This is a genomic window from Celerinatantimonas yamalensis (assembly GCF_046054155.1).
Taxonomy (GTDB): Bacteria; Pseudomonadota; Gammaproteobacteria; order Enterobacterales; family Celerinatantimonadaceae; genus Celerinatantimonas; species Celerinatantimonas yamalensis.
In genome coordinates this window covers 202547-217990 of the sequence record NZ_JBEQCT010000003.1, presented here as the reverse complement: position 1 = coordinate 217990, position 15444 = coordinate 202547, and the positions used below count along the sequence as shown (strand labels likewise).

Sequence of the window (15444 nt, the reverse complement as noted above, 5' to 3'; positions counted from 1 at the left end):
ACATCTAACGACTCATCCGTTGCAATACTTGGTTAGCCTCTTCAATGTTGTGCTGGTTAAAAACTTCGACACCACTCTTTTTAAGTAGCGCCGCCGTCACTCCAACCCCATCAATTTTGCTGCCCGTAAAACTGCCATCGTATATCGCGGAACTTGCGCATGAAGGACTATAATCGGTCAATACCGCCACATTAATAGCGTACTTTCTGCATAATGCCAAAGCCATACGGGCGCCGTTTTTGAAATATGCAGTCACATCCAAACCAGCACTCTCAACAACTGACGCAGTACCCGCCCAAACACCATAACCGTCTCCTTGTGAAATTTCTGCAGGTGGCCTAGGTATACGCATCCCTACATCAACTTCGGGGCAAATTGAAATAACTCGCCCTGAAGCTATCCACTGATCAAGAATATTTGTCGATACAGATAGCGCATTACCGTCATATCGAACTTGTTTACCTAACAGGCAGGCACTTATAAGAACTTTTTCCACAACCATTCATGTCCCAAAATATATAACGCCATCATCAATTACAGAGCTAGATACTCCGTTTTGCAGATGCTTTCACCCAAAATAGGCCGTCGTGGCATCGTTTGGATAGCTTCGTCATGCCGTTATGATTTTAGACATTACCTGAACGTCAACACCATGATAGTTAACTTGCTCTACAGGCTGCCAACCTAAACGCGCATATAACCCACCATTCAAGCTTTCTGTCTGCAAGTGTATCTCACTTACCCCTAAAGTAAGGGCGATCTGCTCAATTTTGTTAACGATTGCAGAGGCAACATGTTTACCACGGTGCTTCGCATCAACGTAAACGCCTCCCAGCCAATGTTCTTTTTCAGGATAGATCGACATCTCGTGATAGCGTAACTGCGCAACGCCCAAGATATAATCATCCTCCACTGCCATAATCATGAGTGGAAGACTATCTCGGTTAAGATAATCATTTAACTTATTATCAAATGAGGCAACCGAAGCACCTTCATTCAGATGGCCCCACTTGTCGAAATACCACTTTGCCACGACAGGCTTCATTTCTTGTTTATCTGCAAGAAAAATAAAATCCAATTGCAACTTCCTCGTTCCACTTAGAACATGTACCCACATAAATCGTGCGAAAGACCCGCATGGCTTTTGCTGCGTTTGTATATCAGTGAATAAATACGCTGCACACAACACATAAAGTCTATATGGCTCTATGTGTTGATAAAAATGGGCTTAGATATAGTAGGCCTCAACAGTGCCTTTTAGCTTAATCAAAATAGGCTGACCACGACGGTCTAACGCTTTAGGTGATGGGATTTTGACCCAACCTTCACTAATGCAATATTCCTCAACATCAGTACGCTCTTTGCCATTAAGTCGAATGCCAATTTCGTGTTCAAAACATTCTGCCACATGATGAGGGTTACGGGGATTACCCGAAAGATGATCGGGTAAAGTTGGCTTTGAGTTAATGTCGCTCATATTTATGACCTGATGTATATAAAAAGTAAGCCATTGTAGACAATGCGAACTTTACGCTCAAGAACTGTAATAAGAGTTATAAGCACAATCAGTCGTCCAGTCGTCCAGTCGTCCAGTCGTCAATTTTAGACACAAAGCTGACTTTACATATAACACGGGGCCAATGGTCAGGCAAAGTGAGGTCACATCGCGCTATACTGCGCGAAACCAGCGTAATGCCCCCGCAGCTTTGGCTCCCCCAATTAAGCGTTTTATGATACACCGCAAGGCTAAAATTATATCGCAACCTTTTTATAGGCAACCACATGCGTGAGAAACATCAAACTAAATCTTTCATTCATTCTGATTTTATATTCATGGTCATCCTCAGCAAGTGCCAGCCAACCATCACCAAAATACGTATTGATATCGTCGACCGCTTCATCCATATTTTTAAGATGCTTTTTTTGCCACTGATAGGAGCAGGATAAAACCAAAATACCATTGAGAGCCGTTGCCGCTTTGAGCGCATCAACGATAGCCTGAGGCGAATCACATTGATCTAACACATTTAGGCAAATCGATAGATCAAATTGCCCATCGACAACACCTTGCACAAAAGGCGCTTCGATCAACGAAAAATTAATATGACTACATACTTGTGTGATAGCCGCCGTTTGAAAATGAAAACTCTCTCGCTCTGTGAGGCCCTTAATATAGGGGAATTCACAATCCTTACCATCAATAAGGATGCGCTTAAAATTTGACAATAATCGATGTGATGGTTCAACCACCGTTATCGCTTCTATCGCTGAGAAATTTTTAGCTAACTCATAGCAATTTCTGCCAAGGGCTGCGCCCACTTCAAGAACAGTGCGCGGTGCAATAGACCCATCCGCAGCGGCGCGCTTAATAAACTCAGCGATATTCTGAGGATAATCAGATGTGATAAATGAGTCAGGAACAAACTTGGATTCGCTTTTTAGCCGTTCATCTATGCCATCATCACGCAACTTATCGAGCCATTGCATTTCAAAGTAAGCAGCTAACATTTTTTGTTCTAAGTAAAAATCATCCACAAATTAACACCTTATTAGACTGTTTTGACTTTGGGTCGACGTAACACCAGCGCCTCGTATTCTACCTGAAACGGCGCGGCGGTGGCAACGATGGTGACGCTGGGCGGAAACAATTTCGGGACGATACGGGTGATTTTGAACTGGCCTTTGTCGATGATCTTGTCTTGCTTCTCTTGCAAGCGTTTGATCGTCCATTGGCCTAAGTTATTGCCGTAGCCATCGGCCAGCACCAACGGCGCTCGCTGGTTTTGTAAGGCGCGTAAGGCGTTGAGATTCGCCATGCTATCGCCTTAAAACCACGTGCCTGTGACGGTGATGTTTTCCAACTGTTGGCCGGTGTTTTGGCTCATCGGCTTTTGACCGTATCGCGCCACCGCGACCCAACCGCCGTCGCTAGTGCGCTGCAAACCCTCGTATGGCGTGCCTTCGCTCAGCGAAAACACAAAACCACCGAGCGACATCATCTGACGCATGATTACTCCTTAGATAAAAATGGAAAAACAGAAACGAAAAAGCCCATCGGAAGGATGGGCTTGGGGGTGTTGGTTTGGGATTAACGAGGTTAAGGGGTGTTTTTTATCGGTGTTTTTTATCGGTGTTTTTTTATCTGACCCCAAATTCATTTAATTTTGGACTTTAGCGATTGTTATAGGCCTTCTTCATTGCCTATAACAATCGGGCTAAAAGACGTTTTCAATGGCTTTTAGGTTTTGTTATGGGATTTCAATAATCTTATCTAAGCTTAGTCTCAGCTGCTGTTTTTTTACTTAAAGATCTCTTAACCCTTCCAATTCAACACGTTCTTCATCAGTGAGGCTCTGAGGAGGGTATTCACCATGCTTCAGTGCAAGCTCCAACAAACGTTTACTATACTGAGAATCCTCACCTTTCATTTCATCAACCCGTCTAATTGTCGGATTCATTGACATAATAAGATCACTACATGCTCTTAAATTCACACTAAAACTATTTTCCTCTCCAAGGATATCGTTCTGCTCTCTTTTGCCCGTTAACTTCCCTCCTTTTGGCCCTCCACCCTCACCACCTGAAGAGATTTCATTATAATCAATTGCATTCAAAGCTTGCTTTGTAAATTTAATTTCAAAGATCACGTTATCATATAAGGGGCCATTAACACCCTTATTCTTAGACTTATAGAAATAATCAAGTGCTTGCCCCAATGCCCCTCCATGCCCGTGAAGGAGCCCCGCAACGCTACCAGTCTGCAAGTACGTGTTCCAATCGGTTCGTGTTGTGGTTCGATAGATTCTTAAGGCCTTTCCACCGCCACTTGTATTTGTCCGAGAAAATTGACCGTCGTGATGATCTATCCCAACTATGTTATCCAACCTTAAAATCACCAATTTAACATCCTGAATCACCTGAGAATCAAGATGACTACCATCTTCGAAAGATCTGTTTTCAGTATCGTATTTCACAAGTAAAGAAGATATATGACCGCGAAGGTTATCATTTAGATACTTGGTCGCCTTAACAGCAGTCATATAACTCACCAGCCATCCTTGTATGCGTCCTTGGGTCTTCGCCACCACATCATCAAGGATCGCATCTATATCTTTTTCAGTATCATTTACTATAACCTTCCTTTGAAACACCTCTTTTTCGGTTGTAGATGAATCCAAAGCTTCATTATTTACCCTTTTCTGAAAGGATTGAGAGATAGAGTCGATTGCAAGTGTCTGCACTCTTCTTTGAATAACGGATTCAGGCCGATTATCCACAAGCCCAAAACCTTGCTTCACACTACCCTTTTTCTGGGCAACAGAATTTGCAACAGCGCTACTTTTATTCTCTTTCGGTTTCTCAACTTGTTCATACATAACTCAATCCTTTTATGCCGTTAAAGAGTCACAATTCAGGTTAGCGCTGTTTCGTTCACTGTGGGGTTGGCCAGTTTTATATCGTTAATTTTGATAGTAGTCATTCTTACTTGATACGACTAGGTATAAATTGTGACTTTTTCGGCATTTTTCAGGAAGATTTCGATGTAACAACGAAAGCCCACGCTCGGTGGGCTTTTTATTTTTGTGACTTATGCTTGGGCATTGGCCAGTCGTCTAGGAAGGTGCGGTTGGCGTATTCCTTGATGTGGTCGCCGTTGTCGTTTACCCAGTCCGGTGTGCGTAGCTGTGCGATTTGGGTTTGCTTATTTTTCTGGGAAAGTGCGGATGGCTTGTACCATGTCGTTTAGGTCGCTGGCGGGGAGGACGACGGGGTTGCTGGTGAGTTTCATGGAGGTGACGATGCTGTTGATCAGCTACTTTCCTTAAAGGGAATAGCTCTCGATTTCCAGTATCGAGGTGCCGATAAGTTGTTTTTGCTCGTTGAGTTGCTTTTCCATCTGGTTAAACGCGTTGATGTAGGCTTCTTTGAATTGGGCGGCTTTGGTGTCGGTGAAGCCCATGGCCAAGAAGACGAAGCCGTCGCGGATGATGCGATACGCTTTTTCTTGACGTGTTTTGCCTAACCCTATTTCTACTTCATTCTCCATAACCTCAAAATTGAGCGCATGGAATTCTGCACTGCATTCAAGGCTTTCTATTTTGCGTAAAACGTTTCTATGATGCTTACCAAAGCTCTTGGTAATATCAATCGAAGTGGTGCTGATTTGGTCATTGATGATTTGTACAACGGGTGCGTCATTGCTTGAGATAATGTCCGTATCCGTGTTTGGCCTCCTGTGATTTGCCTTATTAAGACCACCTCAATGCCAATTAAGGTGGGCAAGCCATACAGGTTGGCATACCAGTCACAGGGCTTGCCCGCTCAACGATCGCCAGCATCAAACGAGAAACGAGATACAAAGTATCGGTTAGTTCGTGGTCTTTTCCCACTGCCCACGGCTTGGCCATTATGCATATCCAACCCAGATAGTGGGTTTGTCAGAAACATGAAGACGAGAACCAAAACTGCCACAAAACTGATAAATCGCTTTTATAACGTTTAACCAAGCCTCACGAAACACCATTTCTGTTCCCTCTTTAATTTCAAATTCATATACAGCTATGAACATAATTTACGTCTCCTTCAAGGCACTATATTTTTATGCGATTTATCCGCATCATTGCTTTTCGCGGCTCAGCAATAAATCAGTCTACTTAAAAAAGGCTCATTAGTGCCACCGACAGCACTATACCGACTATAAAACTAGGTAGGTGAAACACCCTTCTCTTCGGGCGGTTAACATTTTTTGTCGGTTCTTCTTGATAGCTTTTGATCGATAGTTCTCTGACATAATTATTTTGCATAATCAACTCTACTTATCCTCAGTTAAAGTAAAGCCTAAAACCTCAAGTAAGGTTGAAGTCAAAGATAATATTATTTTATTGAAGCTAAGTGACAACAAGAATACCAAACAACGTTCACTGGTATGATGACGGTATGAAATGACCCACGAAATTTGTGACATTTTATAGTGAATGCAAGCTGCGGGGGTGGCATGACAGCAATATCCCCCGCTTTTAATGACAGCTCAAAAGTAGATCCAATAAGCAGCTAACCACTGGCAAACCAACTGGCGTGGTTTTGAAAAACAGCTTCATGTATCAAGCGTCAGGCGACAGGTTAGGTATCAGGCTCAATGCGCCTCATAAGAGCGTTTGGAATAATAACTCCGAGACGCGCGAAATAGTGCCGTTCAACAACGACAAAACCAAATTTCTCGTAACGCGGCTGAGCCATCAGGCTTCTATCTGGGGCGGCTTAAATAAAGTCCGAGTAATGTTGCATCGTCAATTCAATGCATATCAACAGTGACTCGAGGCAAAGAAGTGATCGATATATCTGTTTATCTGTCTATCCGCATATCAAGCGATCTCTGCGTCAATGAGTGACTGTATGAGGGCGAATAGGGCGGCTTTTCGTGTTTAGTGACGTGTTTATTCAAACCGTTTTGCTACAAACATAAATAATGGATAAGACACTTTTTTACCATCAAAGTTTTCCTTCCATATTTCATAATATTGCTCTAATTTTTCCACCTTAAACCCCGCACTTTCAGCGACATTCGATAATACCTGTACATCAAAGCCATTGTGACCTTTGAATGAAAGATCATGTTTATGAAAAGACCCATCTTCTTCATATAAGTCAGCGATGATCAAAGTCCCTTTTTGCTCCAATAGACCATACGCTTCAACAAAAAAGTCTTTCACATTGTCAATATGATGCAGTGCCATAAGGGTAACGATCGCTGAGTGCTTCGAAGTTAGATCAGAGAGCCGATTCACGTGATGAGTTTCAACGTTCGCTATCTTAGACTCAGCTAATTTGCGACGAGCCACATTGAGCATTTCAGTTGATGAATCAGCAAGGTGAATTTTTGTAAAAGTATCTTTTAGCTGGACACCAAGTAAACCCGTGCCACTACCAAAATCAATACAACTGTTGTATGAATTAAAATCAATTTCTTTGATTTTATGGGCTGTTATCTTGGCGCGTTCAACTTTTAGTCTATTTTTATCCCAATCATTAGCCATTCTATCAAAATAACTACTCATAACCTTTCCCTTGCATATATTTGCATTTGCTGGCAAACATAACATGGAGTGCCAATGTTACGCCACTCTGGCAAAGCTAGCGCATATATCCAAGCTGGCTGCCCCAAACTCGCGTTTTGGTATAAATATTTATATTAGAACTACTTTTGAACGCACATCAAACTTCACTTCAAACGTTTATGTTAGCTTACATAAATTCAATGCTTATCCATAATATCAAATGAGTAAACCGACAATTAGCGAAATAATCGATAGCTTCACATCAATTGAACAAGCTCTTGATTTCTTTGAAATTGATTATGACAATCAGTTTATCCAAGAGTATCGCCTTGAACTAGTTAAGCGGTTTAACGGCTACCTAATTTTAGAAAAACCGGACGACTGGTTCTGTGCACGTAAAGCTCTAAAAAATGCATACTGTAGAGTGCAACGTTCACGATTGACCCAAAAAACTAGGCAGGCGTGCCGTGGATGTACAACTTGTCAGCGTCGCTAGGGCTCTGAATCGCCCTATAATGCCCCTTGCTCAACCGCAGTCGTCCTCCTTAACGCTGACAAAGCAATGAGAAAAGGCACAGAATATTCTTTCGGCCACGCCAAATAACAATCAGTTGTAGCAGAGTGTTAGCACGCATGAAACTCGTAAATAACATGCGCTCTGCCCCTCGCCGCGTCGTTCATATGTTGTTCCACATATCGGCGATTCTAGGCCCAGATACCAGAAATGATGAAAGCACCATTCGCAGACATGTTGCCACAGGTTCATCCTCTAACAGAGCATCAACACCCTTTCATGGCTCGCTAATTTGTCATCAGCTCGATATGCCCATTTAGTATTTGCCATACCGTGGTATCGATCATATCGTGCGCATAAAGCGAATAGGCAGACAAAGTGCGAGCATTACGTAAAAATGACGTAACCCGTGCATAAATCGAACAGCGTTGACTGTCCAATTGATCTATTTTTGATAGCTATATGATTTTTTTGAAGTAATGCTTATATTGCGTATTCTCTACGTAACCTAGATCCTCATACAAAGATTGTGCAACATGGTTATCCAATGACGTTTCTAGTTCGATTCCTTTTGATTTGGATGCTTTAGCGTAAAGCTCTGCTTGTTCCATCAAAGAGCGACCAACCCCTAGACCGCGGGCTTCATGTGTAACATATAAATCGTTAAGAACCCAATACTTACTCAAAGACACAGAACTAAAACCTTGATACAACGTGACAAACCCAAACAGTTTCCCATTTTTATGTGCAACTAAAAATACAGCGCTCCCATCGGCTAATCTAGACTTTATCCACTTCACTGAATCGCTTTCTGGCGCTGAATTATCTAAGCTCACCGAAAGCTGTCTATAAGAATGAAACAACGTTGATAATTGTTCTATATCTGCTTGATTTGCGTCTCGAAATTCCATCTAGTCCTCAAAATTATAGCCCACATAATAAACTGGTTTGGAGCGTAAACTGTCAACAGTTGTGATTGGCGCTTTTATTAAAGATCTTTGTTGAGAATACCTTGTTCGAATGCAGCTTCCAGTTGTTTTCGGATGACTTGCCATAGCTCGCTACTTCCCTGCTCAATCCGAGAATTAAGGCCCAATACTTGTTCCTGAGTGACACCATGAGTACGCCAACTGTGGCCATTACCATGTAAATTGTGAAGTAGCGGTGGGACACGGTCTATAGCCTTGGCATAACGTGCATCCGACGTTTCACCCGCTTCAAATTCACACCAAAGTTCCACAAACTCATCACTTTTTCCGGAAGGTAGAATAGAAAGGATGCGCGCGATCCCTTCAGCCTCTGCTGATTTCAGTTGCTCGGTTTCACTCGCGTATATAATTGTATCTCCAACGTCAATTTCGCCAAGATCATGAATTAACAGCATTTTGATAACACGATCAATGTTTATCGGTTCGTTGGCAAAGTCTTTTAACATCATTGCAGACAGACACACATGCCAACTATGTTCCGCCGAATTTTCAAAGCGTTCCAAACCAACAGGCTTTGTCTTGCGGTGAACATCTTTGAGCTTCTCTATCTCAATAATGAAACTGAGGACTTTTTCGATTTCTTCCACTCAATTCTCCATCGAACTAATGGCCAAATAACGTACGGCAGCGTTGCGCTATCATGGCGAATCCACCGCATAAAGTGTGCAGCTTTGACTATCTTACTGGGTGTTTTGTTAAGATTTTTTAGCCGCGTCAATGGCATGACGAATTTTCATTTGATGATTCGCTTCCCAGTCAGATAACTGCATCTCGCTTTCGTCTTGCCACCTCGCTTTCGCCTTTTGATACACATCCACAGCCGTGGCTTGAGGAATTGAAACGATCCCTTCCCTATCAGCAACTATAATGTCACCTGTACAAACATGTACGCCACCACAAACTATCGGCGTGCCTAATTCAAAAAATTGCTTCTTCTGACCAGGAACAGGGAATACACCCTTTGCATAAACGGGGAAGTTCATGTCGATTATTTCACCTAAATCACGAATGACTCCATCAATAATAAAGCCTTTAATACCGTGTTTTTTAGCAACCGCACAGACATTACCGCCAGCAACCGCATAATCACAATCAACACCATCCACGACCACAATAGAGCCTTGTGGTGCATTGTAGATTGCCGAGTGCAGCATCAAGTTGTCCCCTGATGCTAATTGAACCGTATATGCAGGACCAGAAATCTGTGGTGTTTTGTGCCAGAGTGCATTAATTGAAAGATCAAAGAACTGTTCGCGGCCTAATACATTACCATAGTCAGTTGTCGCCAATTCGGAAAAATCGTACTTCATATTCACTCCCTCAATCACGTCGAACCCATATCAAACCGAATCCGTCTGGTTCAGAATGAATGAGCACCAGAGAAAACGCGTCCAATAGCCGCCGCACTATCGTATGCGGGTATAACCAATACGGGCTGATTAAGCATTGGCTACTGTACATAGTTTAAATTTACTTAGGATTTTCCTTTCACCACCTTCGCAAATTTGAATAACAGCCAGAGTATTAAGATTAATTGAGTCTAAAGTTATTTGGCCGATATCGTTAATTGCGTCTAACATCTCACGCCTATTATTACACCGACCGACCGTAAGATGTGGAAAGAAGGTGTGACTCGTATCAAATGAACGGCTGAAAAATTCATTATAAAGCCTATTGTGGATTTCAATGACAAAGTCATTTCCGCGAGTTAACGTTAAAAACACTAGATTATCTAAAGAACCCGTCACGCCCGAAAGTGATACCTTTTCGGCTGTATACCTAGAAAAAAACTCGGTCAAAGCATCTTCTTCGTAGTTATCAACATCAAGAGGGAATACGAGAGTTAGATGAAGGGGGACTTTACCACTTAAGTAATCGTACTTTCTTCTAGCAGCTTCAATTTCAGTTAACCCTTCGACTAGAAAGGCGATATATATTTTCATACAAAATCCTTAACAGTTGGTTGCAGTCGATTGCTATGTGCAATTTTACACACCGAGCTTTTCTACTAATTCTGCAAATGATGCTTCAATAGTTTGACCCGCTGTGTCGATTTCAATGACATCGGATTCCCACGGTTCATAGTGGCGATTCTGCACCTGTTGCCAATTAGGGAGGTCTAAATTTAACACGTCACACTCTCGGCGATTAACCCTGTATTCATATTCTTTACAATCTGAGCACCTGACCTCAATATTTACGAATTTGGCACCGACACTTTCAGCAACTTCCTGCCATTCGTGTCGTGTAAGCTTGATTGGATTACAAGAATCAGAAATTGAGCTCACACCAAGTGCTAAATTATCTCGTATAATCCGATAGCTTAACCTGTACCCTTCACTTTCAACTTTAAAGTTGCATAGGTCTCGAAGTCCCTGCTCTACCGTGTCGATTCGGACATATATTGAGCCAGTTTGAAGTGCAAGTAGCTTAGCCAGTGTTGATTTTCCAGATGCAGGTAAACCTGAAAATATGTATAAAGTAGGAATACTCAATTGACCTCCGTCCCTTGCATAATCGCGCTAAAGTTCCCCATGACTTAAACCCACACAGATCAAAACGTGCGAGATGACGGATTAATTAGACACCCAGTTTAGTGAACCTGACAAAACTAAACAATACCGAGTTTGAATGTCACTATTCTCTCTCAATTATTCGCTGGCAGAACTAAAATCGTCTTTAACTCGATGATTTTGCTTATCATTACACGACGTTTTTTCAGTCTTGCTGAATGGTCAATTTTTGCTTTTTGGAAGTAATTTAAGTAAGAAGTGCGCCGACGTTCGGAATCCGTTGGTAGCCTAAGTTTTGGCAGGCTGTTTTGACGGAATCTATTTTTCCAGCAAATTGTTTAAAGGAACGCTCGAAGTGTTGAGCGCTGTGAAGCCAGTTCTTAGTTTCGATATTCAGGCAGCTTAGTATTTTAGGTGTGTTGTCAGGTAGCGATTCACGCATTATCAATGCGAATGATTCGCCCTGTCCAGTCGAGCAACTCCAAATAATCACTGAGTTTAAAAGGTAAGCCTTGTGGCATGGGTTCACGAGGGTTACCAACAAATGGGAATAGTGTTGTTGGTTGGTAAGGTGTTGTGGATTCAGTTGGTGTTTTCTGAACATCCTTTATCCGTTTTTTAGCGGATGTATGCTCTGACTGTTCCGGGGTTTGGGCCATGCTGGCTCGGATAGGATTTAGGTCAACATAAGCCATACAGTCGGCTAGTGCTTGTTCATCAAGCAAGGCTTGCGACTTGAACCTTTCTTCCCAGAATCGGCCTGTACAGCGGTCTTCAAAATTCGCTTCACGCGCAATACTTTCATTTAATGCACGCATAAACCAACTTAAATCGGCTAATCGTTCCCGCCATTGGTCGCTCATTTCTTTAACGGTTTACAACTCGGCATCACACATCGGTTCTTCACGTAAATGCCGAGTAACGAGCTGATTACCGCCATATAGCGACTGCCAACGGGTAAGGACTTCATTCATGGAAAGTGATTTTTGTTCTAAAACATTCAGGTGCAAAACAATATGATAATGATTGGACATAACCGCGTATGCACACACGTCAATACAGAAGACTTGCCCGAGTTTGAGAATGCGTTTTTCGATCCAACCTCGCCGATGCTCGTAATCGATGCCGATTTGCGCATCTTTTCCGCATAAAAAGCGCGTCGCACACAGCGCGAAACACAGTGATAATAAGGGGTTGCGGCTATGGAGACCTGAGCATTCCTTAGCTTAGGAATGAGTAAGAACCTTGTCTGAATATTCACTGGTTATTCAACCAGTAATTTTCAGGTCAGTCAACCTTTAGAATGGCTGTCCCTAACGCGCGTTCATCTAATTTATCGATGTCCCCTTCGACTTGTCCAAATTCATAAGCCATTAGTTCAGTTAGCCACGCTACTTTGTAACTCACAACAAGATTCACCCGTAATTTTCAATAGCCACGTATACTAACTAACAGAGTAGCATTCCAAGAATGATAATCACCTAATTGCTTAATAAATGAATAAAAATGCAAATTTTATTCATTTATTAAGCAATTAATACCATCTCACAACTTCTCCCAAATCATCTCCAATGAATACTGCCGATAAAATGTAATTAGCGTTTTTCCTGCTTAAAAAGGAAAGATTGAGATGAAGCGAAAATCGATTTTAGACAGAATATCCTATGATCAGCTCTCGCTATACTCATTCTTGACTATTATGCGTTCTGTCTATTCCACTCATTTTAGCTTGAAATTTACCCGGGGATTCACCAAAACGCTGACGAAAAGCCTCAATGTAGGCACTAACATTACTGTAACCACTCCGCTCAGCAACTTCGCTGATCGTGAATCCATCTAAAACCCACTGGAGCGAGATAAGAATTTTAGACTGTTGTCGCCATTGACTAAAGGTTAGGCCCGTCTGATTGATAAAAATTCGGCTCAGAGTTCGCACACTAACTCCCCAACGATTTGCTAATTGCGCCTGAGTCATCCCCGTTGAAGGGCATCTGAGCAATTCATCCGCGATGTGACGGGCGCGTCTATCAACAGGTAAAGGCAAACTAACAGGCAATTCTTCCATGCTTTGTATTTCATAACCCAGTATCCCGATCAATTGTGTGACATAACTGGCAGGGTAATGGTTACCATCTAAGCAAGTGGCTCTTTGTAAAAGGGATTGCACCAAAGAATCCATCCGGAAAATTTTCGGCGCTTCTGGCAAGACCATATTATCAGAGCTGTCAAAATGAAGGATATGTCCGTGTACTGCCGCTAAAACTTTCGCCTTGTGAGCCAGTTTCGCTGGAATCCATCCGACAGAACCAGGAGTTATCGGCCACTGGGCATTTTCGGTTTCAATTAAAATTATCCCGCGCTTCAACCAATATAACTGGCCTGATAGGTGAACATGCCAAGGTGTTTCATGGTTGGAATCATGGTCCAAGGTTTCCATATACATAAAATGGCCGATTAACCGTATTAACAGTCCAAATATCAATAATACTACTCAGATATGTTTGTGTATATTCTCACTATCGATTATTGAAAAGGTGAAGACAGATGAATACAAACACACTCGTTCTCAATGCATTTAAAGAAATAATAGAAAGTCCTTTATATGATAAAAATAAGCTAACGCATTATTTTTCTTCAGATTATAAACAGGTCGTGAATGGGAACCTGCTGGATTTCGATGGATTTATAAAGCATGTAGAACGACTAAAAACAGAAACTAAAAATATGACACTTACTGTGATTGCTTCGGCGGCCGAAGGCGATACGGTTTTTACCCATCACAACGTGGTGGTAGAGAAAGAAGATGGCGAGTTAACCTTATTTGAAGTGCTTGCCAATTTTACCGTATCGAATAGTAAGATAGTTCGCTGTGAGGAATTGACGCGTGTGATACAAGGCACCGATAGCGATCAAGATCTTGGTCATCGGCACTAATGTTATGTGTGCAGCTCAAGTATAAACTCAGCTTAAGCTGCTCACATCGCTTCCATAAAGTCTGTCAATTTGAGTCATCGTTGATAAGTTGAGCATCTCACTGTTATATAAACCATACAGGAGGCATGTTTTCATATATCAACTTAGTAGTAATAATGAAAGTCACCGCTATAAAAACAAGGCGACCAGATGAGCCTTAACTAGACACCCACTTTAAGCATTCTAAAGTTCCCCATGACTTAGACCCACACAGATCAAAACGTGCGGGATGGCAGTATCCGATCTTTAGTGATAGCATCATTCGCGTTAAACGGCTGCCTGATGCCAGGCGACGTGAATAATTACTGACTCACTAGCTGTCCCAATTGGGCTTTTTGTTATAGCGCGTCTCCATTTTCCAAAGACCAATGATGGGTATCAGCTCTAGTTTTAAAAACTAATTCATTTAGTTGTTATCGCTGCTTTGAGGCCGCCCCAGTGAACTAAACGCTCTTAGCAACTATTACACGGTGATAAAATCAAAAATTCACTATTTTCACCTTTTCGGCAGAGGCACAATGAGTGCATAACGATGTCATATAATTTGTGTGCCTACAAATATGTCCCAACTTCCATACATAGTGATAATGCATCATTTTTTACGTATGGGGCAACACTCGTTAAAATTTTTCCGAAAACCGCTCTGACTGCAACACCACCCCAACCAGCTGGATAACGCGTTTCAATAAGTTGAATTACTGCGTCATAAAGACCTTGCTCAACTTTTTTCATTCCACTGATTCCATTTTTTTAACGCTCTATTGTCCATTCAATCATTAGTATAACACTCGGTGTATTTGTCAATAAAAATTAGCCACTATAAGCGGTCCACAGATATCAGTATGACAACCAAAAAATTGACTTGCTTTATCTATTACATTAACTCAATTTACTTGAGAAAGAAGCGTAAAAACAGGTTTAAATAGTTAGGCTGGGGTTATTAATTTCTGTTTGACGAAGGGGATCATACCCGCGCTATATTTACCAGTAAATATGTGGCTACTGTTTTTTATTTTAGGAAAAACCTCGGAAACCGTATCGAATCTAAGTGCAACACATTATTATGAAATACATTTTACTAGCGCCAATTATTTATTAATTTTGCTGTAATTACAGTTAATGAGTATATATTTACAGTCAATATTGCATTGTATTCGAAACATTCAAAATAATGGTTTTTTCCTCTAGTTTCTATATTTTCTAGTGGTGTGCTAAGTAGAATTTTCCTTAAATACTCTTCCGTCTCTTTATCTGAAAAATCAACAATATTAAGATTTTTATTTATTCGTAAAAATCCCAGTTCTGTAGTCTTAAATTGGTTAACTATATTCGATTTTATATTTTCATTCATTTTCGCTTTCCCTGGCTGCGCATTACGGATATATAACACCCTGTTAACA

The 15444-nt window shown here is 41.6% G+C and carries 18 protein-coding genes and 3 pseudogenes; 2 read left to right on the top strand and 19 right to left on the bottom strand.

Going from position 1 to position 15444, the window contains the following annotated elements; all coding sequences use genetic code 11:
* Window positions 1-4: 4 nt before the first annotated feature.
* From ABUE30_RS09040 to ABUE30_RS08995, 10 genes and pseudogenes are all read right to left on the bottom strand, one after another.
* Window positions 5-496 carry a DUF523 domain-containing protein gene (locus ABUE30_RS09040; RefSeq protein WP_456298928.1) on the bottom strand — a complete coding sequence of 164 codons (492 nt, stop codon included), beginning with the start codon at window positions 494-496 and terminating at the stop codon, window positions 5-7.
* Window positions 497-610: 114 nt separating this feature from the next.
* A complete protein-coding gene (locus ABUE30_RS09035; RefSeq protein ID WP_408623417.1) occupies window positions 611-1078 on the bottom strand; it encodes a GNAT family N-acetyltransferase in 468 nt (155 codons plus the stop codon).
* Between the two features lie 150 nt (window positions 1079-1228).
* Entirely contained in the window at window positions 1229-1477 is a 249-nt protein-coding gene (locus ABUE30_RS09030) for a DUF3297 family protein (RefSeq protein WP_408623416.1), read from the bottom strand.
* Between the two features lie 275 nt (window positions 1478-1752).
* Complete coding sequence (locus ABUE30_RS09025; protein ID WP_408623415.1) at window positions 1753-2535, bottom strand: methyltransferase domain-containing protein; 783 nt, start codon at window positions 2533-2535, stop codon at window positions 1753-1755.
* Between the two features lie 14 nt (window positions 2536-2549).
* Window positions 2550-2996, bottom strand: a pseudogene (locus ABUE30_RS09020) (phage tail protein).
* Window positions 2997-3302: 306 nt separating this feature from the next.
* Window positions 3303-4376, bottom strand: coding sequence for a hypothetical protein (locus tag ABUE30_RS09015; protein ID WP_408623414.1), 1074 nt, complete (start codon window positions 4374-4376; stop codon window positions 3303-3305).
* A gap of 446 nt (window positions 4377-4822) precedes the next feature.
* Window positions 4823-5143 (bottom strand): Rha family transcriptional regulator, encoded by a 321-nt coding sequence (locus tag ABUE30_RS09010; RefSeq protein WP_408623577.1) that lies wholly within the window; start codon window positions 5141-5143, stop codon window positions 4823-4825.
* A gap of 127 nt (window positions 5144-5270) precedes the next feature.
* Entirely contained in the window at window positions 5271-5408 is a 138-nt protein-coding gene (locus ABUE30_RS09005) for a hypothetical protein (RefSeq protein ID WP_408623413.1), read from the bottom strand.
* On the bottom strand, window positions 5408-5569 hold the full coding sequence (locus ABUE30_RS09000) for a hypothetical protein (RefSeq protein ID WP_408623412.1): 162 nt from the start codon (window positions 5567-5569) through the stop codon (window positions 5408-5410). The genes ABUE30_RS09005 and ABUE30_RS09000 overlap by 1 nt, the downstream gene beginning before the upstream one ends.
* Window positions 5570-6434: 865 nt before the next feature.
* Complete coding sequence (locus ABUE30_RS08995; RefSeq protein ID WP_408623411.1) at window positions 6435-7055, bottom strand: class I SAM-dependent DNA methyltransferase; 621 nt, start codon at window positions 7053-7055, stop codon at window positions 6435-6437.
* 220 nt (window positions 7056-7275) lie between these two features.
* On the opposite strand from ABUE30_RS08995, the gene ABUE30_RS08990 reads away from it, so the two are divergent.
* Window positions 7276-7551, top strand: a complete 276-nt coding sequence (locus ABUE30_RS08990; protein WP_408623410.1) for a nitrogenase-stabilizing/protective protein NifW — start codon at window positions 7276-7278, stop codon at window positions 7549-7551.
* Window positions 7552-8027: 476 nt separating this feature from the next.
* Here the strand turns inward: ABUE30_RS08990 and ABUE30_RS08985 are convergent, their stop codons facing one another.
* The 7 genes and pseudogenes from ABUE30_RS08985 to ABUE30_RS08955 all read right to left on the bottom strand — a co-directional run bounded on the left by ABUE30_RS08985 (window position 8028) and on the right by ABUE30_RS08955 (window position 13508).
* Entirely contained in the window at window positions 8028-8480 is a 453-nt protein-coding gene (locus ABUE30_RS08985) for a GNAT family N-acetyltransferase (protein ID WP_408623409.1), read from the bottom strand.
* A 77-nt stretch (window positions 8481-8557) separates the two neighbouring features.
* Window positions 8558-9145, bottom strand: coding sequence for an HD domain-containing protein (locus tag ABUE30_RS08980; RefSeq protein WP_408623407.1), 588 nt, complete (start codon window positions 9143-9145; stop codon window positions 8558-8560).
* A gap of 108 nt (window positions 9146-9253) precedes the next feature.
* Complete coding sequence (locus ABUE30_RS08975) at window positions 9254-9868, bottom strand: RraA family protein (RefSeq protein WP_408623406.1); 615 nt, start codon at window positions 9866-9868, stop codon at window positions 9254-9256.
* 129 nt (window positions 9869-9997) lie between these two features.
* A complete protein-coding gene (locus ABUE30_RS08970) occupies window positions 9998-10501 on the bottom strand; it encodes a 2'-5' RNA ligase family protein (protein WP_408623405.1) in 504 nt (167 codons plus the stop codon).
* A 45-nt stretch (window positions 10502-10546) separates the two neighbouring features.
* A complete protein-coding gene (locus tag ABUE30_RS08965) occupies window positions 10547-11053 on the bottom strand; it encodes an AAA family ATPase (protein ID WP_408623404.1) in 507 nt (168 codons plus the stop codon).
* 265 nt (window positions 11054-11318) lie between these two features.
* Window positions 11319-12305, bottom strand: a pseudogene (locus ABUE30_RS08960) (transposase).
* 450 nt (window positions 12306-12755) lie between these two features.
* Window positions 12756-13508, bottom strand: coding sequence for an AraC family transcriptional regulator (locus tag ABUE30_RS08955; protein ID WP_408623576.1), 753 nt, complete (start codon window positions 13506-13508; stop codon window positions 12756-12758).
* Between the two features lie 107 nt (window positions 13509-13615).
* Between ABUE30_RS08955 and ABUE30_RS08950 the strand changes: the two genes are divergently transcribed.
* The gene (locus tag ABUE30_RS08950) at window positions 13616-14005 is read left to right on the top strand and encodes a nuclear transport factor 2 family protein (RefSeq protein ID WP_408623403.1); all 390 of its coding nucleotides are present in this window, start codon (window positions 13616-13618) and stop codon (window positions 14003-14005) included.
* Window positions 14006-14382: 377 nt separating this feature from the next.
* On the opposite strand, the pseudogene ABUE30_RS08945 reads toward ABUE30_RS08950, so the two are convergent.
* Together ABUE30_RS08945 and ABUE30_RS08940 are read right to left on the bottom strand one after the other, a co-directional pair.
* Window positions 14383-14776 (bottom strand): annotated as a pseudogene (locus ABUE30_RS08945) (cytidine deaminase).
* Between the two features lie 346 nt (window positions 14777-15122).
* Window positions 15123-15395: a DUF3781 domain-containing protein gene (locus tag ABUE30_RS08940; RefSeq protein ID WP_408623402.1), complete on the bottom strand. Its 273-nt coding sequence runs from the start codon at window positions 15393-15395 to the stop codon at window positions 15123-15125.
* Window positions 15396-15444 lie beyond the last annotated feature (49 nt).

Coding starts and splice junctions, on each gene's coding strand:
- ABUE30_RS09030 (WP_408623416.1), bottom strand. CDS start 1,477: ATGAGCGACATTAACTCAAAGCCAACTTTACCCGATCATCTTTCGGGT.
- ABUE30_RS09015 (WP_408623414.1), bottom strand. CDS start 4,376: ATGTATGAACAAGTTGAGAAACCGAAAGAGAATAAAAGTAGCGCTGTT.
- ABUE30_RS09005 (WP_408623413.1), bottom strand. CDS start 5,408: ATGGCCAAGCCGTGGGCAGTGGGAAAAGACCACGAACTAACCGATACT.
- ABUE30_RS09000 (WP_408623412.1), bottom strand. CDS start 5,569: ATGTTCATAGCTGTATATGAATTTGAAATTAAAGAGGGAACAGAAATG.
- ABUE30_RS08995 (WP_408623411.1), bottom strand. CDS start 7,055: ATGAGTAGTTATTTTGATAGAATGGCTAATGATTGGGATAAAAATAGA.
- ABUE30_RS08990 (WP_408623410.1), top strand. CDS start 7,276: ATGAGTAAACCGACAATTAGCGAAATAATCGATAGCTTCACATCAATT.
- ABUE30_RS08985 (WP_408623409.1), bottom strand. CDS start 8,480: ATGGAATTTCGAGACGCAAATCAAGCAGATATAGAACAATTATCAACG.
- ABUE30_RS08975 (WP_408623406.1), bottom strand. CDS start 9,868: ATGAAGTACGATTTTTCCGAATTGGCGACAACTGACTATGGTAATGTA.
- ABUE30_RS08970 (WP_408623405.1), bottom strand. CDS start 10,501: ATGAAAATATATATCGCCTTTCTAGTCGAAGGGTTAACTGAAATTGAA.
- ABUE30_RS08955 (WP_408623576.1), bottom strand. CDS start 13,508: ATGGAAACCTTGGACCATGATTCCAACCATGAAACACCTTGGCATGTT.
- ABUE30_RS08950 (WP_408623403.1), top strand. CDS start 13,616: ATGAATACAAACACACTCGTTCTCAATGCATTTAAAGAAATAATAGAA.
- ABUE30_RS08940 (WP_408623402.1), bottom strand. CDS start 15,395: ATGAATGAAAATATAAAATCGAATATAGTTAACCAATTTAAGACTACA.